The following is a 17,238-nucleotide window of genomic DNA, read 5'->3' as shown; positions in this document are numbered from 1 at the left end:
CCCGTGCGCCGGTCTCTTGGTCCGAAAACCAATACCCCTCGACTTGCATGTGTTAAGCCTGCCGCTAGCGTTCATCCTGAGCCAGGATCAAACTCTTCATCGTATATTGTTTGAGATTTTCATCTCTTTATTTATTTGACTGAAGACTCTAGTGGTTTATTCTAATCTCTCGATTCTATTACTCTTATTCTTTTGTCTCTATCTTTCGATAAAGACGGCTGTCAATTCAATATGTCTAGGAACGTGTCTTCTTAATTCTCTCTTCGTTTTTCACATTTGATGTGTTTCTCGAAGCGGGTGCAAAAGTACAACTTCTTTTTATTCTCGCAAGAAATTTTTAAAGTTTTTTTTAAAGATTTTTTTTCTTCGTTTCTTTTTAATTTCTCAGCAATTTTTCAAATAACTTGTCGCTTTTGCGGGGTGCAAATGTAACATCTGTTTTTAAATCTCACAAACTTTTTTAAACCTTTTTTTTTTAGAAATAAATCCCTAATTCCGATTTAGTATTTGTCAGTATTTTAATGAACGTCTGCATTGTTGCGGGTGCAAAAGTAGAACCTTTATTCGTTTCTACAATAGATTTTTCAAACTATTTTAAAACTATTTTTTAATCTACTGAAAACGTGATTCTTATTTTTTGACTTTTTTAGCGTTTGTAGGATTTTAGATAAATCAATACTGTTTTTAAACACAAAGAACACTAAGAAGACACAAAGCCCGCAAAGACTTTTCTAATAAACCATACTAATATATTAGTACATCTCGCTATTTCAAACACAATCCCTAGCCCTGATAGAAGTAAAAATCCTTTTGTGCCGGCGTTCGGCACAAAAAATTGAAACGAATAGCAGGAAATAGCTCCAGAAAAGAATACATATATAGGTAAGCATTTTATTTAGACTTGAATTACGCGAAACATACTATAATATATATTGTATGTATTTTTCTAATACTATATATTTGCATTCTCAAAATTAAACTAACAATGATTAAGATTACTTTGCCCGATGGGTCAGTTAGAGAGTTTGCGCCAGGCGCTACTCCGATGGATGTTGCTAAAAGCATTAGCGAAGGATTTGCAAGAAATGTAATTTCGGCTTCTTTTAATGGTACAACTATAGAAACAGTAACTCCTTTAACGACGGACGGCAGTCTTACATTATATACATGGAATGATTTAGAAGGCAAAAAAGCTTTTTGGCATTCTACTTCTCACGTGATGGCTCAAGTTCTTGAAGAAATGTACCCAGGAATTAAATTAACTCTTGGTCCAGCTATCGCTAATGGTTTTTATTATGATGTGGATTTTGAAGATCAAAAAATCACCGAAGCCGATTTCAAGAAAATCGAAGACCGCGTTTTAGAAATCTCAAGAGGAAAACACGAATTTAAATTACGCCCAGTTACAAAAGCAGAAGCTTTAGAACTATATAAGGACAATGTATACAAAACTGAATTGATTTCGAATCTAGAAGACGGAACAATCACTTTTTGTGATCACGATACTTTTACCGACTTATGTCGTGGAGGCCACATTCCAAACACTGGTCTTATCAAAGCAATGAAAGTGATGAGTGTTGCTGGTGCTTACTGGAGAGGTGATGAAAAAAACAAGCAGCTGACTCGTGTTTACGGAACTTCTTTCCCTAAACAAAAAGACTTGACTGAGTACCTTTTACTTCTTGAAGAAGCAAAACGTCGCGATCACCGTAAACTTGGAAAAGAATTGGAATTGTTTGCTTTTTCTCAAAAAGTGGGTCAAGGCCTACCTTTATGGTTACCAAAAGGAGCTGCTTTAAGAGATAGATTAGAGCAATTCTTGAAAAAAGCACAAAAGAAAGCTGGTTATGAGCAAGTAGTTACTCCACATATTGGTCAAAAAGAACTTTATGTAACTTCTGGTCACTATGCAAAATACGGAGCTGATAGTTTCCAACCAATAAATACTCCTGCCGAAGGCGAAGAGTTTTTATTAAAACCTATGAACTGTCCTCACCATTGTGAAATCTACAATGTAAGACCTTGGTCGTACAAAGATTTACCGAAGCGTTATGCTGAATTTGGCACTGTTTATAGATATGAGCAATCTGGTGAATTACACGGTTTGACTCGTGTAAGAGGATTTACTCAAGATGATGCGCATATTTTCTGTACTCCTGAACAATTAGACGAAGAATTCAAAAAAGTAATTGATCTTGTTCTTTATGTATTTGGCTCATTAGGTTTCGAAAATTTTACGGCTCAGATTTCATTAAGAGACAAAGAGAACAGAGAGAAATATATTGGTACAGATGAAAACTGGGAAAAAGCAGAAAACGCAATTATCAACGCTGCCAGAGACAAAGGATTAAATACCGTTGTTGAATATGGTGAAGCTGCTTTCTACGGACCAAAATTAGATTTCATGGTGAAAGACGCACTGGGAAGACAATGGCAACTAGGAACAATCCAGGTTGACTACAACCTACCTGAGCGCTTCGAATTAACTTACAAAGGTTCTGATAACGAATTACACCGACCAGTGATGATCCACAGAGCTCCTTTTGGATCTATGGAACGTTTTATCGCTATTTTACTGGAACATACAGCAGGAAATTTCCCTCTTTGGCTAATGCCTGAACAGGCTATTATATTGTCTTTGAGCGAGAAATATGAAAATTATGCTAAAAAAGTTTTAGAATTGCTGGAAATTCACGAAATTCGCGGGCTAATTGACAACAGAAACGAGACAATTGGTAAGAAAATTAGGGATGCTGAATTGCAAAAAATCCCGTTTATGCTTATCGTAGGTGAGGAAGAGGAGAAAAACGGTACTATCTCAATCCGTCGTCAAGGTCAGGAAGGGAAAGGAAATATTAGCGTAACAATAGAAGAATTTGCTTCGATTGTAAACGAAGAAATAAACAAAACATTAAAAGTATTTACAGTTTAACTTAAATTTTAAAGTCATAGCAATAAGAAGCAACAGAGGTTTTCAACCTCGCGTAGAAAAAAAAGATGCACACAGAATAAACAATCATATTCGTGGAGTGCAAGAAGTAAGGCTTGTAGGTGAAAACATTGAGCCTGGAGTTTTCAAACTTTCCGAAGCATTAAGATTAGCTGACGAGTTTGAACTAGATTTAGTTGAAATTTCACCAAATGCAGATCCACCGGTTTGTAAAATCATGGATTACAAAAAATTTGTTTATGAGCAAAAGAAACGAGAAAAAATTCTAAAAGCGAAATCTTCACAGGTTGTCGTTAAGGAAATCCGTTTTGGACCTCAAACAGATGAGCATGATTATGAATTTAAAAGAAAGAACGCTGAAAAATTCTTAAAAGAAGGTGCTAAATTAAAAGCATTTGTTTTCTTTAAGGGACGTTCTATTATTTATAAAGATCAAGGCCAAATCTTATTATTAAGATTAGCTCAGGATTTAGAAGAACACGGTAAAGTAGAAGCTATGCCTGTTCTTGAAGGAAAGAGAATGATTATGTTCATTGCTCCGAAGAAGAAGAAATAGTATTCAGTTTGCAGAAAGCAGATTGCAGAAAATATGAGGAGATTGCTTCGCAAGCTCGCAAAGACAAGTAAGTAAGAATAAATTAAAACACTAGGAAAAAATGCCTAAAATGAAAACCAAATCTAGCGCCAAGAAACGTTTTAAAGTTACTGGTTCTGGAAAAATTAAAAGAAAACACGCTTTTAAAAGTCACATCCTGACTAAAAAATCTAAAAAACGTAAATTAGCTTTGACTCACTCAGCGCTAGTTCACAAAACAGATGAGAAAAGCATCAAACAACAATTAAGAATTATCTAATAGTTCTTTAGGTTAAAACAATTAAATTATAACCTTGGAGTATGGCCATAAGTTCCCTTGATTAAATTCGGGACGCCTGCTACAAAAAAACAATAAAATTATGCCAAGATCGGTAAATTCAGTTGCTAAAAGAGCAAGAAGAAAAAAAATAATGAAGCAAGCCAAAGGTTTCTTTGGTAGACGTAAAAACGTTTGGACAGTTGCAAAGAATGCGGTAGAAAAAGCAATGTGCTATGCATACCGTGACAGAAAAGTGAATAAAAGAAATTTCCGTGCTTTATGGATTCAACGTATCAACGCTGGAGCTAGATTAGAAGGAATGTCTTATTCACAATTCATGGGGAAAGTAAAAGCTAACGGAATCGAATTGAACAGAAAAGTTCTTGCTGATTTAGCTATGAACCACCCAGAAGCTTTCAAAGCTGTACTTAATAAAGTAAAATAAACGTTTTATCAACTCAATTTAAGACTACTTACTTATATAAAATCCCTTATCAAACGATAAGGGATTTTTTTATTTGTACTGACAAAGAACCCTAACAAACAAAGAAAAATCATTTTTATAACATCGGATAAATCTGTATTTTCGTTGTATGATACTTAAAAAAAATCTCTTCCCTATTCATATAATTTTAATCATTATTTTTTTCACTTTACAATCCTGTGAGAAAAAAAAAGAAGCTATTAACAATACAAATTACAATTCAAAACAAGTTGATAAATACTTCAAACTTGCAGACAAATTTTATGACGATTCAAAATATGACAGTGCTTTTTATTATGCTAATAAAACTAAGCTTATAATTAACCCTGAAAAAGAATTAAAAAAATATACCATTACAATGTTTATTTTGATAACATCTCAACAACTACAAGGAGATTATTCTGGTGCCGAAAGTGCAATTGTTGAAACGCTTTCTTTCATGAACAAATCAAATAACGATAAATATAAATGGAAATTCTACAATATGCTGGCATTTAACTATATGTCACAAGGAAATTATGATGACGCTCTATATTATTACAAAAAAACAATGTCTTATAATACTAACAAAAGACGTAAGTTATTGGCAATAATCAATATTGGTTATATTTATAAAGAAAAAAAACAATTCAAAAAAGCTATTGAAATATTACTTCCTTTACTAAAGGAAAAAGAAATAAAAAAAAATAAAAATTATTCTTCTGGTATTTTAAACAATTTAGGTTATTGTTATTTTAAAATTGGAAATCCAAAAGCAATTACCTTTTTAAATCAATCATTACAAATGAATTTAAATATGGATTCAACAGCTGATGACGATTATGGCTTAACAGCCAACTATTTTTACTTGCATGATTACTACCTAAAAAATGATGAAAAATTAGCAATTAAATATGCTGATTTACTTTATCAAAAAGCTTCAGAATACAACAATCCAGACGATCGTTTAATAGCCTTAAGTCTTCTAATAAAACATAGCACCGGAGAAAAATTAAAAAAATACTCCCTTAATTATATCCGTATTAATGACAGTATTACTAAAGTTAGACAAAAGGCAAAGAATTATTTTGCTAAACTAAAATACGATTCGAAAAAAGAAAAAGAAGAAAACCTCAAACTAAAAGCCGAAAAAGAGCTTCAGCAGGAATTAGAAAAAAACAAAAACATAGTAATTATTTTTATCATTGTAATTATAATAATTGTTTCGGGATTTATTTATTACTATCTAATTGAGAAGAGTAAAAAAGAAAAAATTCAAACAGCCTACAATACCGAAATTCGAATAGCAAAAAAACTGCATGATGAGTTAGCCAATGACATCTATCAAACTATTGCTTTTGCAGAAACTCAAGATTTATCCACTCCTAACAATGCCGAAAAACTACTTGACAATCTAGATAGTATTTACGCTACAACAAGAAATATTTCGAGAGAAAATAACCTAATCGAAACAGGAAGTCTTTTCTCATCCAACTTAAAAGACATGATATCGGGTTTTGATACTCATTCGATAAATCTTATGATTAACGGATTGGAAGAAATAGACTGGACAAACATAGAAAACTTTAAAAAAATAACAATCTATCGTGTTCTTCAAGAGCTCTTAGTAAACATGAAAAAACACAGTCAATGCAGTTTAGCCATTGTATCATTTAAAAAGCAGGAAAACAATTTACTTCTAAATTACTTTGACAACGGAATAGGCATAAATTTTGACGAAAAAATCAAGAAAAACGGTCTTCAAAATGTAGAAAATCGTATCATAGCTGTCAACGGAACAATCACTTTTGATAACAAAATAAACAATGGAGTTAAAATAAATATGTCCATTCCAATATAACTTACAATATGTTTAAAAAAGTATTAATTGCTGAGGATTTAGATTCTATTAGCCAAACCATCATACATACCTTAGAAGAACTATCTATAACCAATATTCAGCAGGTAAAATACTGTGATGATGCTTATATTAAAATTAAAAAAGCCCAGACAGAAAACGAGCCATTCGACTTATTAATAACCGATTTGTCATTTAAACAAGACCATAGAAAAAATAAGCTTATCAATGGTGAAGAACTTATTGCTGCTGTAAAAAGTTTTCAACCTAGCATCAAAACAATTGTATTTTCCATTGAAGATAAATCTTTTAAAATAAAATCATTATTTAACAATTTGGAAATTAATGCTTACGTGATAAAAGGAAGAAACAGTATAGAGGAACTCAAAAAAGCAATCAACAGCATTTACAATAACGAAACTGGAATACTATTACCAAAAACAACAAATACACTAACCGAGAAATCAATAATCGAAATTGAGCCTTATGACATTTCATTATTAACATTACTTTCAAAAGGTTTAATGGTAAACGAAATTGCAACTGAATTTAAAAATTCAACAATAATACCAAATAGCAATAGCAGTATTGAAAAACGAATTAACAAACTAAAAATATACTTCAAAGCAAACAACAACGTGCATCTAATTGCTATGGCAAAAGACATGGGACTAATCTAAAATCAAGTCCATACTAAACGTTTGCTTCTTATTAGAATTCCTTCCAAAAAAATATTCCGTTTACGGTTTTCCGTAAAAAAATCATTTTTATTAGTAATAGATTTGGTCTTTAAATTTATTAATACTGATTGAAATGCCCCATTTTTCAAGTAAAGATTTAGCTTATGCTGGCTATAATGCAACTCCAAATTCAGACAATCTAATTCCTCCATTAGAAAATAAAATCCATATCAACAAAACTGATGAAGTGGAAGTTATTCAATTCTGTAATCAATTTTTAAAACAATATCGCGTCCCAAAAACGAAAGCCAGTTTTCAAAAAGTTGAATATTTTTTGCAAAATAGCTTAATCGAAGAAGAAACCAATAAAGAAATATTATTAGACTGGATTGCCAGCAATTGGGTGAAAATCACTTAAGTCTATTAAAAACATTAAACTAATTGGCTATGACAACCTACATCAATACTATTTTCAAGCTTAGCTTTTTTGGATTACTAATCTGCTCTATTTCTTGTAAAAAGGAAGATAATAACAAACAAACTTTAGATATAAAACACCAATCGGAAGATTGTGAGTCCAATAAATCGAAGAAAAAAAACTACCTCACTGATAACCATCAGTTTTATTATTATTCTCCAGCAAATAATCGAAAATACGATCGTCAAGTTACAGGAATAGACGAAAACGGAAAAAATGTAAATGGAGTAATCAATCTTGAAAACGAAATAGCCATTGGAATTCTAAAAGCTAAAAGTGGTAAAGAAATTGAAATTATCAGCGATCAAATCAATACAAAAGAAATAATCGCGACCGATGCAAATGGTTTTATGTATCGTTTAAAAATGGATTGATTAGGTTTTTTGCTTTTTCTTTCTTGCCGCAGGAAACAAGACATTATTTAAAATCAAACGATATCCAGGAGAATTTGGATGTAAATCTAAAACTGTTGGTGAATCACCTACTTTGTGCTGATAATCTTCAGGATCATGTCCGCCATAAAAGCTAAACATTCCTTTTCCTTTTTGCCCATGAATGTATCTTGCTTCACCATTTAGCTCACAAGTTCCCAAAATCAAAACATTAGATTTAATTAATCTCGCATCAAAAGCAGTGGTTTGCCCCATAAATCCTTTTACGAGTTGGGTATGATTTTGGCATAACATACTCGGAATAGGATCCCATTTGGCCGAAAACTCCATTAACGTAAAATAATCCTTTTCCATAGGAACAATTCTTTTTTCAGTCATATCTAAATCTGAAAACTCATATTTCTCTGGACTTCTTTCTAATATAAAATCTTTAAAAGCGAATGAATTATTATAGTTCAGTTTTGATTGATAATTAGCTTCGCTAGGATCTCCATCAAACATCGATTCGCAAATATCTACACCATCGGCTGATAAAGCAATATCAAAACTGTCAGTTGCTGAACACATGGCAAACATAAATCCGCCACCGATAACAAAATCCCTGATTTTTTTGGCAACAGCTCCTTTTTCTTGCGAAACTTTAGCATAACCCAACTTAGCAGCAAGAATTTCGGCATCTTTTTTTTGTTCTATATACCAAGGTACATTTCGATAAGAAGCATAAAATTTACCATACTGTCCGGTAAAATCTTCATGATGTAAGTGCAACCAATCGTAAAGAACCAACTGGTCACTTAAAACTTCTTCGTCATAAATAGCGGTAAATGGAATTTCAGCATAGGTTAAAACCAAAGTCACAGCATCATCCCAAGGCTGTTTTCCTTTAGGTGTATAAACCGCTATTTTAGGTGCTTTTTCCAGAATTACATTCTCCATATTTTGGGATGGACTTGCAATTTCGTTTAAAATAGCCTGTTGTTCATTATCAGATAAAATTTCGAAACTTACGCCTCTAATTTGGCACTCTTTTCGAATTTCGGCAGCATCGGGTAATAAAAAAGAACCTCCTCTATAATTAAGCAACCAACTTGCCTTATATTTTTTATCCAAACACCAATAAGTAATTCCATAGGCTTTTAAATGATTTTGCTGCGAATTTTCATCCATTGGCAACAAAATAAATGAAGCCTTTACCGAGAAAGAAAATAAGATAATAATAAGTAAGGCTATTTTTCTAAAAACCATTAGAATGTTTTATTTCAAATATAGCACTTTTATCTTAAAATGGCATATCATCATCGTCGTCATCATTCAAATTACTTCCAAAAGCTTCATGAGGAGAAGGTAAATTTTTAGTGATATACGAATTATCATCCTGATTCATTGCCGAAGGCAAATCGTCATCATAACCTCCGCTATAATCATCTAAATTATCAAACTTACCTAAATGACCTAAGAATTTCAAACGAACGTTTTCGATTCCACCATTACGATGTTTTGCAATCATGATTTCGGCTTGCCCCGCTGTAGGAGATGCTTCATCATCATCCCATTCATCAATTTTATAATATTCAGGACGGTATAAAAACGATACAATATCGGCATCCTGCTCAATAGCTCCCGATTCACGAAGGTCAGAAAGCAAAGGTCTTTTACTGGAACCACGCGTTTCAACCGCACGCGATAACTGAGAAAGTGCAATTACCGGAACATTCAATTCTTTAGCCAGTGCCTTTAAGTTTCGGGAAATAGTCGAAATCTCCTGCTCACGATTTCCGCCTCCTTTTGAGTTTCCTCCGGCTGTCATCAACTGTAAATAATCAATAATGATAATCTTGATACCATGCTGTGAAGCCAAACGTCTGGCTTTAGCTCTCAAATCGAAAATAGAAAGCGAAGGCGTATCATCAATAAACAATGGTGCTTTTTCTAAGTCCTTAACTTTAGTACTTAGCATAGTCCATTCATGTGGTTCTAATTTTCCGGTACGTAATTTCTCGGATGACAAACCTGTTTCAGACGAAATCAAACGGGTAATCAATTGCACCGATGCCATCTCAAGAGAAAATATAGCTACACCATGACCATAGTCAATAGCCATATTTCTAGCCATTGATAATACAAAGGCTGTTTTTCCCATCGCAGGTCTGGCTGCAATAATAATTAAGTCACTTGGTTGCCAGCCTGAAGTTAGTTTATCTAAATTGGTAAAACCTGTTTCAACCCCACTTAATCCTTCCTGTTTACTAATTTCTTCAATTTTCTTTTTGGCTTGTAATACTAAACTCTGTGCAGTTTCTGAACTACGTTTAATATTTCCTTGGGTAACTTCGTAAAGTTTAGACTCGGCTTTGTCTAATAAATCAAAAACATCGGTAGTTTCATCATAAGAATCTTCGATAATCTCAGAAGAAATACGAATCAAACTGCGTTGAATAAATTTTTGAAGAATAATCCTTGAGTGAAACTCGATATGAGCCGAAGAAGATATTTTTTGTGTTAGTTGAATTAAATAAAAATCGCCTCCTGCTAACTCTAATTTTCCGTTCTTCTTTAACTGTGCCGAAACCGTCAATAAATCGATAGGCTGCGTTTCTGTAAAAAGCTGAACAATTGCTTCAAAAATATGTTTATGCGATTCTTTGTAGAACGCATCAGACTGTAAAATATCAATTACATCATCTACCCCCTTTTTATCAATCATCATTGCTCCCAGAACAGCTTCCTCTAATTCAACTGCTTGCGGAGGTAACTTTCCTTTTTCCAGGTTTATAATTGTAGATTTATCCACCTTAACAGGCTTAACATTTTTGAAATTTTCCATACCACGAAAGTAATATAAATTTTAAAAAAAACACAGTTTAGTTATTACAACAGCATGTTTATAACTAGTCTTTTTTTGTTTATAACCCAAAAAAAATCCGAAACGGTAAGGCTTCGGATTATAATATTAAAAAATAGGTTCGTTATTCTTTAAATTCACCCATTTTACTGTATTTATCCATTCTTTGAGCAATTAAGTCAGCTGTTGATAAATCCTTCAATTCGTTATATCCTTTTAAGATATATTGCTCAACTGTTCTAAAAGTTGTTTCTCTGTCATAATGAGCACCACCTAATGGTTCCGGAATAATATCATCTATTAATTCTTGTTTTTTCATATCAGCAGAAGTCAATTTCAATGCCTCAGCTGCTTTTTCTTTATATTCCCAGCTTTTCCATAAAATAGAAGAACAAGACTCAGGAGAAATTACAGAATACCAAGTATTTTCAAGCATATAAACGCGATCTCCAACTCCTATTCCCAAAGCTCCACCTGAAGCACCTTCACCAACAATAATGGTAATAATAGGCACTTTAAGTAAAACCATTTCATATATATTTCTTGCAATAGCTTCACCTTGTCCGCGCTCTTCGGCTTCTAAACCCGGATAAGCTCCCGGAGTATCAACCAAAGTAATTACCGGAATACCGAATTTCTCTGCCATTTTCATCAATCGCAAAGCTTTGCGATATCCTTCAGGATTAGCCATCCCAAAGTTTCTGTACTGACGTGTTTTAGTATTGTATCCTTTTTGCTGACCAATGATCATAAAAGATTGACCACCTATTTTTCCTAAACCACCTATCATGGCTTTATCATCCTTAAAACCTCTGTCTCCATGAAGCTCTAAAAATGTATCTCCACAAAGTCCTCTTACATGATCTAAAGTATAAGGTCTGCTTGGATGTCTTGATAATTGAACACGTTGCCAAGCGGTAAGGTTTTCATAGATATTCTTCTTAGTCTCAATCAGTTTAGCGTTGATTTGATTGCATGTAGCAGTTACATCAACATCTGATTCCTGCCCAATAACTTGACATTTTTCTAACTGATCTTCAAGTTCTTTTATTGGAAGCTCAAAATCTAAATATTCCATAGGATTTGTGCGTTTTTATTTTATTTGGAAGTGCAAATATAAAATATTAAATCATTTACACCCTCTTATTTTTTATTTTAGTATTACTTAGCAAAGATACAACCTATATTCTCATTCTTGTATCAGGCTCATTATAAAGGTAATTCCCCTGAAAATCAACCTAAAAAACTTCTGTTTTCAAAATCTATTTTTGCCCTTTCATTCTGTATTTTCTTTCTTTATACAGATAAGATGCCGTTGTAACATGTGCCAAAGCATCCTTGGCCAATTCAGGATTTAGCTTAACAGGAATCAACACCGTATCATTTTTCATTTCAAACTGTAACGGTTTTGTATTAGGCTGTAAAACAACAACCTGATTTTCAACTCTAAAAGCATTATTATCATGAAATTGCATAATAGCTCTCCCAGGAACATTAGCTGCTAAACTCATTAAATTTCTTCCAGGCATAGTATTGTTAATATCCATTCCTATAAAATTTAATAATGTAGGTGCGATATCTATCTGGCTACACAACTTTTTATAAGCGATTCCTTTAGGAACATTAGGCCCAATAAGCAGAGCAGGAATATGAAATTTATTGATTGGCACTAAGTTTTTACCATAAGTTCTGGTATTATGATCTGCAATAACAAGAAAAATAGTGTTCTTAAAATAGGCTTCTTTTTTAGCCATTTCAAAAAACTTCCCAATAGAAAAATCAGCATATTTCATTGCATTGTTTACCGTGTTTTTCTTTTTATCATATAATTTTATTCTTCCATCAGGAAATTCAAATGGTTCGTGATTTGAAGTAGAAAACATTAAAGAAAAAAATGGTTTATATCCCATTGACTTAAAATAACTATTGGCTTTGGTAGCCAAATCCTCGTCAGAATACCCCCAAGTACCTTTAAAAGCAACTTTAGATGCATCATAATCTTTTTCATCAATAATTTTACTAAAACCGTTCCCATTAAAAAAAGCAGCCATATTATCAAAATTTGCCATCCCACCATAAATAAAACTGGTTTGATATCCTTTCTCTCTTAAATTTTCAGCAAGTGTATAAAATCCTGTTTGCGAATTACTCAATTTCACCACACTCTCAGAAGGCGAAGGTAAAAATCCGGTAACCACAGCCTCAATACCTCTTACACTTCGGGTACCTGTACAGTATAAATTGGTAAACAACATTCCATCTTTAGTCAGTTTATCAAATTCAGATGTTAATGGTAATCCTCCTAAACTCCCCACATATTCCGCACCAAGGCTTTCCTGTAAAAAAATGACAACATTATAAGGTTTTGCAAGTTTCTCATTTGATTTTTGCAAATGCATCAGTGGTAAATCAGCATCGGTAAAATTAGCCGGAGGAACATTCATATATTTTTTCACACGACTAATGGCTTCATTAGCATCCATTTTACCATACATCTTATCAGCACTAACTTCATTTTTAAGCGAATACAAAGCAAACCCAACAGTGTATAATGAATTCAAACCTAAATTATTAGTCAATTGATCTGTAGAAAAGATAGCATTACTAGCATTAATAGGTCTTTTTGATACCAAACTGGAACGCGCTCCAAAAAACAAAAGGAAAGCTACCAAAGGAAACATCACTAATTTAGTACGATAAGCTACAAATTTGGGATAAAACCAAAAAGCAGCTTTTTTAATACTATAATATAAGGCAATACCTAAAACAAAAAACGAAAACAGCATCGAAGCCATATAACTCTTCAATAAAGTCCCCACTACTTCCTTAGGATAAATCAAATAATCAATCAATAATTTATTAGGACGTGTATCGTATTCTTTTATAAAATCGTAACTCGCTAATTCCATAAAAAGCAATAGGAATAAAAAAGTGATAAAATAAAAACTGAAAAACTTCTTTATTTTTTGCAAATAATTATCCGGTAAAAAGGCTAATAATAAAGTTGGTAAAAATGAGATATACGACAACAGAATAATATCCATACGCAAACCAATAGGGAAAATCATCCAATAATCAGGTGTTTGAGTTACACGTCCCATAAAAATGAAAAACAATACTAAACGACTGATTGTAGTAATTAACAAACCAATAAAGAAGAAATTAATTACCGGTTTAATAAAAATATGTTTTTTCATTTTATTCAAAATTAAGAATGTAAAAGATAAATCTGGATATGTATAACGCTGTGTTTTTTAATAAAAAATGTGAATCATTATTAATTACTATTCTGCACTTTTCTAATTTTCTTTCTGTGTTTTACAATACCATTCGAAATAACCGTCAGAATAATAATAACTGCTCCGATATAAAACGAAGCACTCATTTTTTCTTTTCCTCCAATAATAAAATAAGCCAAAACAATTCCGTAAACAGGTTCCAAATTAGTTGTTAACATCACGGTATAAGGACTCAATTGTTTCATAACCTTTACCGAAGCCGTAAAAGCATAAGCCGTACAAACACTCGATAAAACCAGTAATAAAACCCAATTATTGAAAGAAACATCGAAAAAGTCAACAGTAAATTTATTCTGAAAAAAGAAATAGCAGCTTATGAAAAATATTCCAGCTAAAAACTCATAAAAAGTAATCACAGCCGAATCATGACTCTGGATAAGTTTTCCATTAGACAAGGTAAACAAAACCCCTAAAACTATCGAAACCAAAGCAAATAACATTCCTTCAAAATAATTCACCTCAACCTGCATAATAATTGACAATCCCGCAATTATAATTAGTCCAAAGAATACTTCGTACCAAAGTACTTTTCGTCCATAAAACAACGGCTCTAACAATGAAGCCAGAAAAGCACCCAGTGAAAAAACCGATAAGGTAATTGATACATTAGAAACATGAATTGCATGAAAGAAAAAAATCCAATGCAGCGCAATCAATAATCCTACAAAGCTTAATTTAAGCAAAGAATACCAGGGAATACGAAAAGATTTTTTAGAAAGGAATAAATGAACCCCTAAAAACAAGGCTGCAAAAAGCATTCGATACCAAACAATTACATCTGCCGAAATAGTAATCAAAGCACCAAGAATGGCTGTAAATCCCCAAATAAAAACGATGAGATGAAGATTTAAATAGCTTTTAAGTCTATCGTTTGGCATTGCGTAATAAATATACAGCTAAAATTCCAAAAATGATATTAGAGAACCAAACCGCTAAAAACGGTGAAAAAGTAGATTTCTCGGCTAATACTCCAAAAATCTTATCAAAAAACACAAAACCAAAAGCTACGGCAATCCCTATCGTTAAATTCATCCCCATTCCTCCTCTTCGTTTCATAGAAGAAACTGCAACGGCAATAATGGTCAAAATAAAGGCTGAAACAGGAACACTAAACTTCTTGTATAAAACAACCATATAAACATTGATATTTGAAGAACCACGCTTTTTTTCGGTGTCAATAAAATCAATCAATTCATCAAGACGTAAGGTTTCGGCAATATAAACCACGGGGGTTAAATCTTTAAGTTCAAATTTAAACTTGACTTTTTTTTCGGGTAAAATTTCAATCTTATCGCCTAATTTCCCAACTGTTCTTTTAGTGTAATCATACAAGGTATAAGTTCTGTCTTTTTCATTCCACTTAATCCTGCTGGCTGTGATTTTAGAAATCATTTTCTCTTTTTCAAACTTTTCCAAAGAGAAATTAAAAGCCATTTTTGACTCAGTATTATAATTACTTACATACAAAAACTCTTTATCATTCAGCTGTCTGTAAACATCGGTATTATCACCAGCCATTAGCTCTTTTCCACCAGATCTTAAATAGGTATAGCGGAAATTATTGAATCCCTCACTAGCTCTTGGAACCACATAAAATCCCATTAATAAAACCATAACAGAAACAATTGACGCACCAATGATATAAGGCTTTAAAAAACGGGTAAATGAAATTCCCGAACCCAAAATAGCTATAATCTCGGTATTGTTAGCCAATTTTGAGGTGAACCAAATAATAGATAAAAACAAAAATATTGGGAATAAAGCATTCGCAAAATAGATGGTAAAATTATAATAATAGATCGCAACGTCCGTAAATGGAACTTTGTTCTCAATCATTTTATTAATCTTCTCCGAAACGTCAATTATAATCCCAATTGGGATAAACATCAACAACATAGCCCCAAAAGTGGCTAAATATCTTTTCAGAATGTATTTATCTAATATTGTCAACATACTTTAAAGTTAGAAGTTAGAAGTCAGAGGTTAAAAGTCAGAGGCTAGAAGTCAGAAGTTAAAACTAAAAAGCATTAAACTCATAACTGACAACTCATAACTCATAACTTTTTTACAACCTTTGGCTCATATTTTTTACCATCATCTCTTTCCATGGTCTAAAATCGCCAGCCAAAATATGTTTTCTGGCCTCGCGCACTAACCACATATAAAAACCAAGATTATGAATCGTAGCAATTTGCTTTCCTAAATATTCATTAGCAGCAAAAAGGTGACGCAAATAGGCTTTTGTATATTCAGTATCCACAAATGTGATTCCCATTTCGTCAATTGGCGAAAAATCGGCTTCCCATTTTTTATTCTTGATATTTATAGTACCATTAGCCGTAAACAACATACCGTTACGGGCATTACGGGTAGGCATCACACAATCAAACATATCAATTCCTAACGCAATATTCTCCAGAATATTAATAGGCGTTCCCACTCCCATCAGATAACGCGGTTTGTCTTCCGGCAAAATCTCAGTAACCACCTCAGTCATCGCATACATTTCCTCAGCAGGCTCTCCAACAGATAATCCACCAATAGCGTTTCCAACCTGACCTGAATTAGCAATATATTCCGCCGATTGACGTCTTAAATCTTTATAAGTACTTCCTTGAACAATAGGAAAAAAAGCTTGATCGTAACCATATTTCACCGGCACTTTATCCAAATGATTGATACAACGGTCTAACCAACGATGCGTCATGTGCATCGAACGCTTCGCATAATTATAATCGCAAGGATAAGGCGTACATTCGTCAAAAGCCATAATGATATCAGCTCCAATAGTACGTTGAATTTCCATCACATTTTCGGGCGTAAACACATGATAAGAACCATCAATATGCGACTTAAACTTCACCCCTTCTTCCTTAATTTTTCGGCTATTCGAAAGAGAATATACCTGATAACCTCCGGAATCAGTCAAAATATTACGATCCCAATTCATAAATTTATGCAAACCACCCGCTGCTTCTAAAATTTTAGTCTGCGGACGCAAATACAAATGATAGGTATTTCCAAGAATAATATCAGGATTAATATCGTTTTTTAATTCTCTCTGATGCACCCCTTTTACCGAGGCAACAGTGCCTACAGGCATAAAAATAGGCGTTTCAATTACACCGTGATCTGTGGTAATGCTTCCCGCTCTGGCTTTAGAAAGTGGGTCTTTTTGTAATAAATCAAACTTCATACTAAGGTTTTTCTTCCGATTGTTCGGCTGGCAAAGATAGTTTAATTTAGAAAATGTTACCCTTTTTTAACAGCAAAGTAACGCTTAAAAAACGCCATTGGGGCGTGCCACTACTTCCACTCCGTTACAGTAGTGTCGGGCTATTCGTTACAATCTTTTATTCTCCCGTTAAAAAAACAAGAGAATAAAAGGATTTTCACTACTATCCCTCACGCAAAAAAAGATT

Annotated in this window: 15 protein-coding genes and 1 rRNA gene; 8 read left to right on the top strand and 8 right to left on the bottom strand. The window is 33.0% G+C overall.

Annotated features, from left to right (window positions below; genetic code table 11):
• A 16S ribosomal RNA gene (locus EOD40_RS17370) occupies nucleotides 1-103 on the bottom strand; the annotation flags it as partial.
• Between the two features lie 882 nt (nucleotides 104-985).
• On the opposite strand from EOD40_RS17370, the gene thrS reads away from it, so the two are divergent.
• From thrS to EOD40_RS17330, 8 genes are all read left to right on the top strand, one after another.
• The gene (gene thrS, locus EOD40_RS17365; protein ID WP_128197709.1) at nucleotides 986-2,932 is read left to right on the top strand and encodes a threonine--tRNA ligase; all 1,947 of its coding nucleotides are present in this window, start codon (nucleotides 986-988) and stop codon (nucleotides 2,930-2,932) included.
• A 22-nt stretch (nucleotides 2,933-2,954) separates the two neighbouring features.
• Nucleotides 2,955-3,506 carry a translation initiation factor IF-3 gene (gene infC, locus EOD40_RS17360; protein WP_128197708.1) on the top strand — a complete coding sequence of 184 codons (552 nt, stop codon included), beginning with the start codon at nucleotides 2,955-2,957 and terminating at the stop codon, nucleotides 3,504-3,506.
• A gap of 100 nt (nucleotides 3,507-3,606) precedes the next feature.
• Nucleotides 3,607-3,804, top strand: a complete 198-nt coding sequence (gene rpmI / locus EOD40_RS17355; protein WP_011921545.1) for a 50S ribosomal protein L35 — start codon at nucleotides 3,607-3,609, stop codon at nucleotides 3,802-3,804.
• A gap of 100 nt (nucleotides 3,805-3,904) precedes the next feature.
• Nucleotides 3,905-4,249, top strand: coding sequence for a 50S ribosomal protein L20 (gene rplT, locus EOD40_RS17350; protein ID WP_035633036.1), 345 nt, complete (start codon nucleotides 3,905-3,907; stop codon nucleotides 4,247-4,249).
• A 148-nt stretch (nucleotides 4,250-4,397) separates the two neighbouring features.
• Entirely contained in the window at nucleotides 4,398-6,128 is a 1,731-nt protein-coding gene (locus EOD40_RS17345) for a tetratricopeptide repeat-containing sensor histidine kinase (RefSeq protein WP_128197706.1), read from the top strand.
• 8 nt (nucleotides 6,129-6,136) lie between these two features.
• On the top strand, nucleotides 6,137-6,805 hold the full coding sequence (locus EOD40_RS17340; protein WP_128197704.1) for a response regulator: 669 nt from the start codon (nucleotides 6,137-6,139) through the stop codon (nucleotides 6,803-6,805).
• A gap of 133 nt (nucleotides 6,806-6,938) precedes the next feature.
• On the top strand, nucleotides 6,939-7,223 hold the full coding sequence (locus EOD40_RS17335; protein ID WP_128197702.1) for a hypothetical protein: 285 nt from the start codon (nucleotides 6,939-6,941) through the stop codon (nucleotides 7,221-7,223).
• Between the two features lie 29 nt (nucleotides 7,224-7,252).
• Nucleotides 7,253-7,657: a hypothetical protein gene (locus EOD40_RS17330; RefSeq protein WP_128197700.1), complete on the top strand. Its 405-nt coding sequence runs from the start codon at nucleotides 7,253-7,255 to the stop codon at nucleotides 7,655-7,657.
• Here EOD40_RS17330 and EOD40_RS17325 read toward each other — a convergent pair whose 3' ends face one another.
• From EOD40_RS17325 to tgt, 7 genes are all read right to left on the bottom strand, one after another.
• Entirely contained in the window at nucleotides 7,658-8,920 is a 1,263-nt protein-coding gene (locus tag EOD40_RS17325; RefSeq protein WP_128197698.1) for an asparagine synthetase B, read from the bottom strand.
• A gap of 34 nt (nucleotides 8,921-8,954) precedes the next feature.
• Nucleotides 8,955-10,499 carry a replicative DNA helicase gene (gene dnaB, locus EOD40_RS17320; protein ID WP_128197697.1) on the bottom strand — a complete coding sequence of 515 codons (1,545 nt, stop codon included), beginning with the start codon at nucleotides 10,497-10,499 and terminating at the stop codon, nucleotides 8,955-8,957.
• Between the two features lie 142 nt (nucleotides 10,500-10,641).
• Nucleotides 10,642-11,595, bottom strand: coding sequence for an acetyl-CoA carboxylase carboxyltransferase subunit alpha (locus tag EOD40_RS17315; RefSeq protein WP_128197695.1), 954 nt, complete (start codon nucleotides 11,593-11,595; stop codon nucleotides 10,642-10,644).
• A gap of 184 nt (nucleotides 11,596-11,779) precedes the next feature.
• Nucleotides 11,780-13,714 carry an LTA synthase family protein gene (locus EOD40_RS17310; protein WP_128197693.1) on the bottom strand — a complete coding sequence of 645 codons (1,935 nt, stop codon included), beginning with the start codon at nucleotides 13,712-13,714 and terminating at the stop codon, nucleotides 11,780-11,782.
• An 80-nt stretch (nucleotides 13,715-13,794) separates the two neighbouring features.
• A complete protein-coding gene (locus EOD40_RS17305) occupies nucleotides 13,795-14,694 on the bottom strand; it encodes a DMT family transporter (protein WP_128197691.1) in 900 nt (299 codons plus the stop codon).
• Entirely contained in the window at nucleotides 14,681-15,769 is a 1,089-nt protein-coding gene (locus EOD40_RS17300) for an LptF/LptG family permease (protein ID WP_128197690.1), read from the bottom strand. The genes EOD40_RS17305 and EOD40_RS17300 overlap by 14 nt, the downstream gene beginning before the upstream one ends.
• Before the next feature lie 112 nt (nucleotides 15,770-15,881).
• On the bottom strand, nucleotides 15,882-17,012 hold the full coding sequence (gene tgt, locus EOD40_RS17295) for a tRNA guanosine(34) transglycosylase Tgt (protein WP_071183659.1): 1,131 nt from the start codon (nucleotides 17,010-17,012) through the stop codon (nucleotides 15,882-15,884).
• Between the last annotated feature and the right edge of the window lie 226 nt (nucleotides 17,013-17,238).

The sequence above is a fragment of the Flavobacterium sufflavum genome (assembly GCF_004016525.1).
Taxonomy (GTDB): Bacteria; Bacteroidota; Bacteroidia; order Flavobacteriales; family Flavobacteriaceae; genus Flavobacterium; species Flavobacterium sufflavum.
This window is presented reverse-complemented; position numbering and strand designations above follow the sequence as displayed.

What these genes read in the sequence shown, in the direction of transcription:
- EOD40_RS17300 (WP_128197690.1), bottom strand. Translation starts at nt 15,769, where the DNA reads ATGTTGACAATATTAGATAAATACATTCTGAAAAGATATTTAGCCACT.
- EOD40_RS17345 (WP_128197706.1), top strand. Translation starts at nt 4,398, where the DNA reads ATGATACTTAAAAAAAATCTCTTCCCTATTCATATAATTTTAATCATT.
- EOD40_RS17325 (WP_128197698.1), bottom strand. Translation starts at nt 8,920, where the DNA reads ATGGTTTTTAGAAAAATAGCCTTACTTATTATTATCTTATTTTCTTTC.
- rpmI (WP_011921545.1), top strand. Translation starts at nt 3,607, where the DNA reads ATGCCTAAAATGAAAACCAAATCTAGCGCCAAGAAACGTTTTAAAGTT.
- thrS (WP_128197709.1), top strand. Translation starts at nt 986, where the DNA reads ATGATTAAGATTACTTTGCCCGATGGGTCAGTTAGAGAGTTTGCGCCA.
- EOD40_RS17340 (WP_128197704.1), top strand. Translation starts at nt 6,137, where the DNA reads ATGTTTAAAAAAGTATTAATTGCTGAGGATTTAGATTCTATTAGCCAA.
- tgt (WP_071183659.1), bottom strand. Translation starts at nt 17,012, where the DNA reads ATGAAGTTTGATTTATTACAAAAAGACCCACTTTCTAAAGCCAGAGCG.
- EOD40_RS17330 (WP_128197700.1), top strand. Translation starts at nt 7,253, where the DNA reads ATGACAACCTACATCAATACTATTTTCAAGCTTAGCTTTTTTGGATTA.
- EOD40_RS17335 (WP_128197702.1), top strand. Translation starts at nt 6,939, where the DNA reads ATGCCCCATTTTTCAAGTAAAGATTTAGCTTATGCTGGCTATAATGCA.
- EOD40_RS17315 (WP_128197695.1), bottom strand. Translation starts at nt 11,595, where the DNA reads ATGGAATATTTAGATTTTGAGCTTCCAATAAAAGAACTTGAAGATCAG.
- rplT (WP_035633036.1), top strand. Translation starts at nt 3,905, where the DNA reads ATGCCAAGATCGGTAAATTCAGTTGCTAAAAGAGCAAGAAGAAAAAAA.
- EOD40_RS17305 (WP_128197691.1), bottom strand. Translation starts at nt 14,694, where the DNA reads ATGCCAAACGATAGACTTAAAAGCTATTTAAATCTTCATCTCATCGTT.
- EOD40_RS17310 (WP_128197693.1), bottom strand. Translation starts at nt 13,714, where the DNA reads ATGAAAAAACATATTTTTATTAAACCGGTAATTAATTTCTTCTTTATT.
- dnaB (WP_128197697.1), bottom strand. Translation starts at nt 10,499, where the DNA reads ATGGAAAATTTCAAAAATGTTAAGCCTGTTAAGGTGGATAAATCTACA.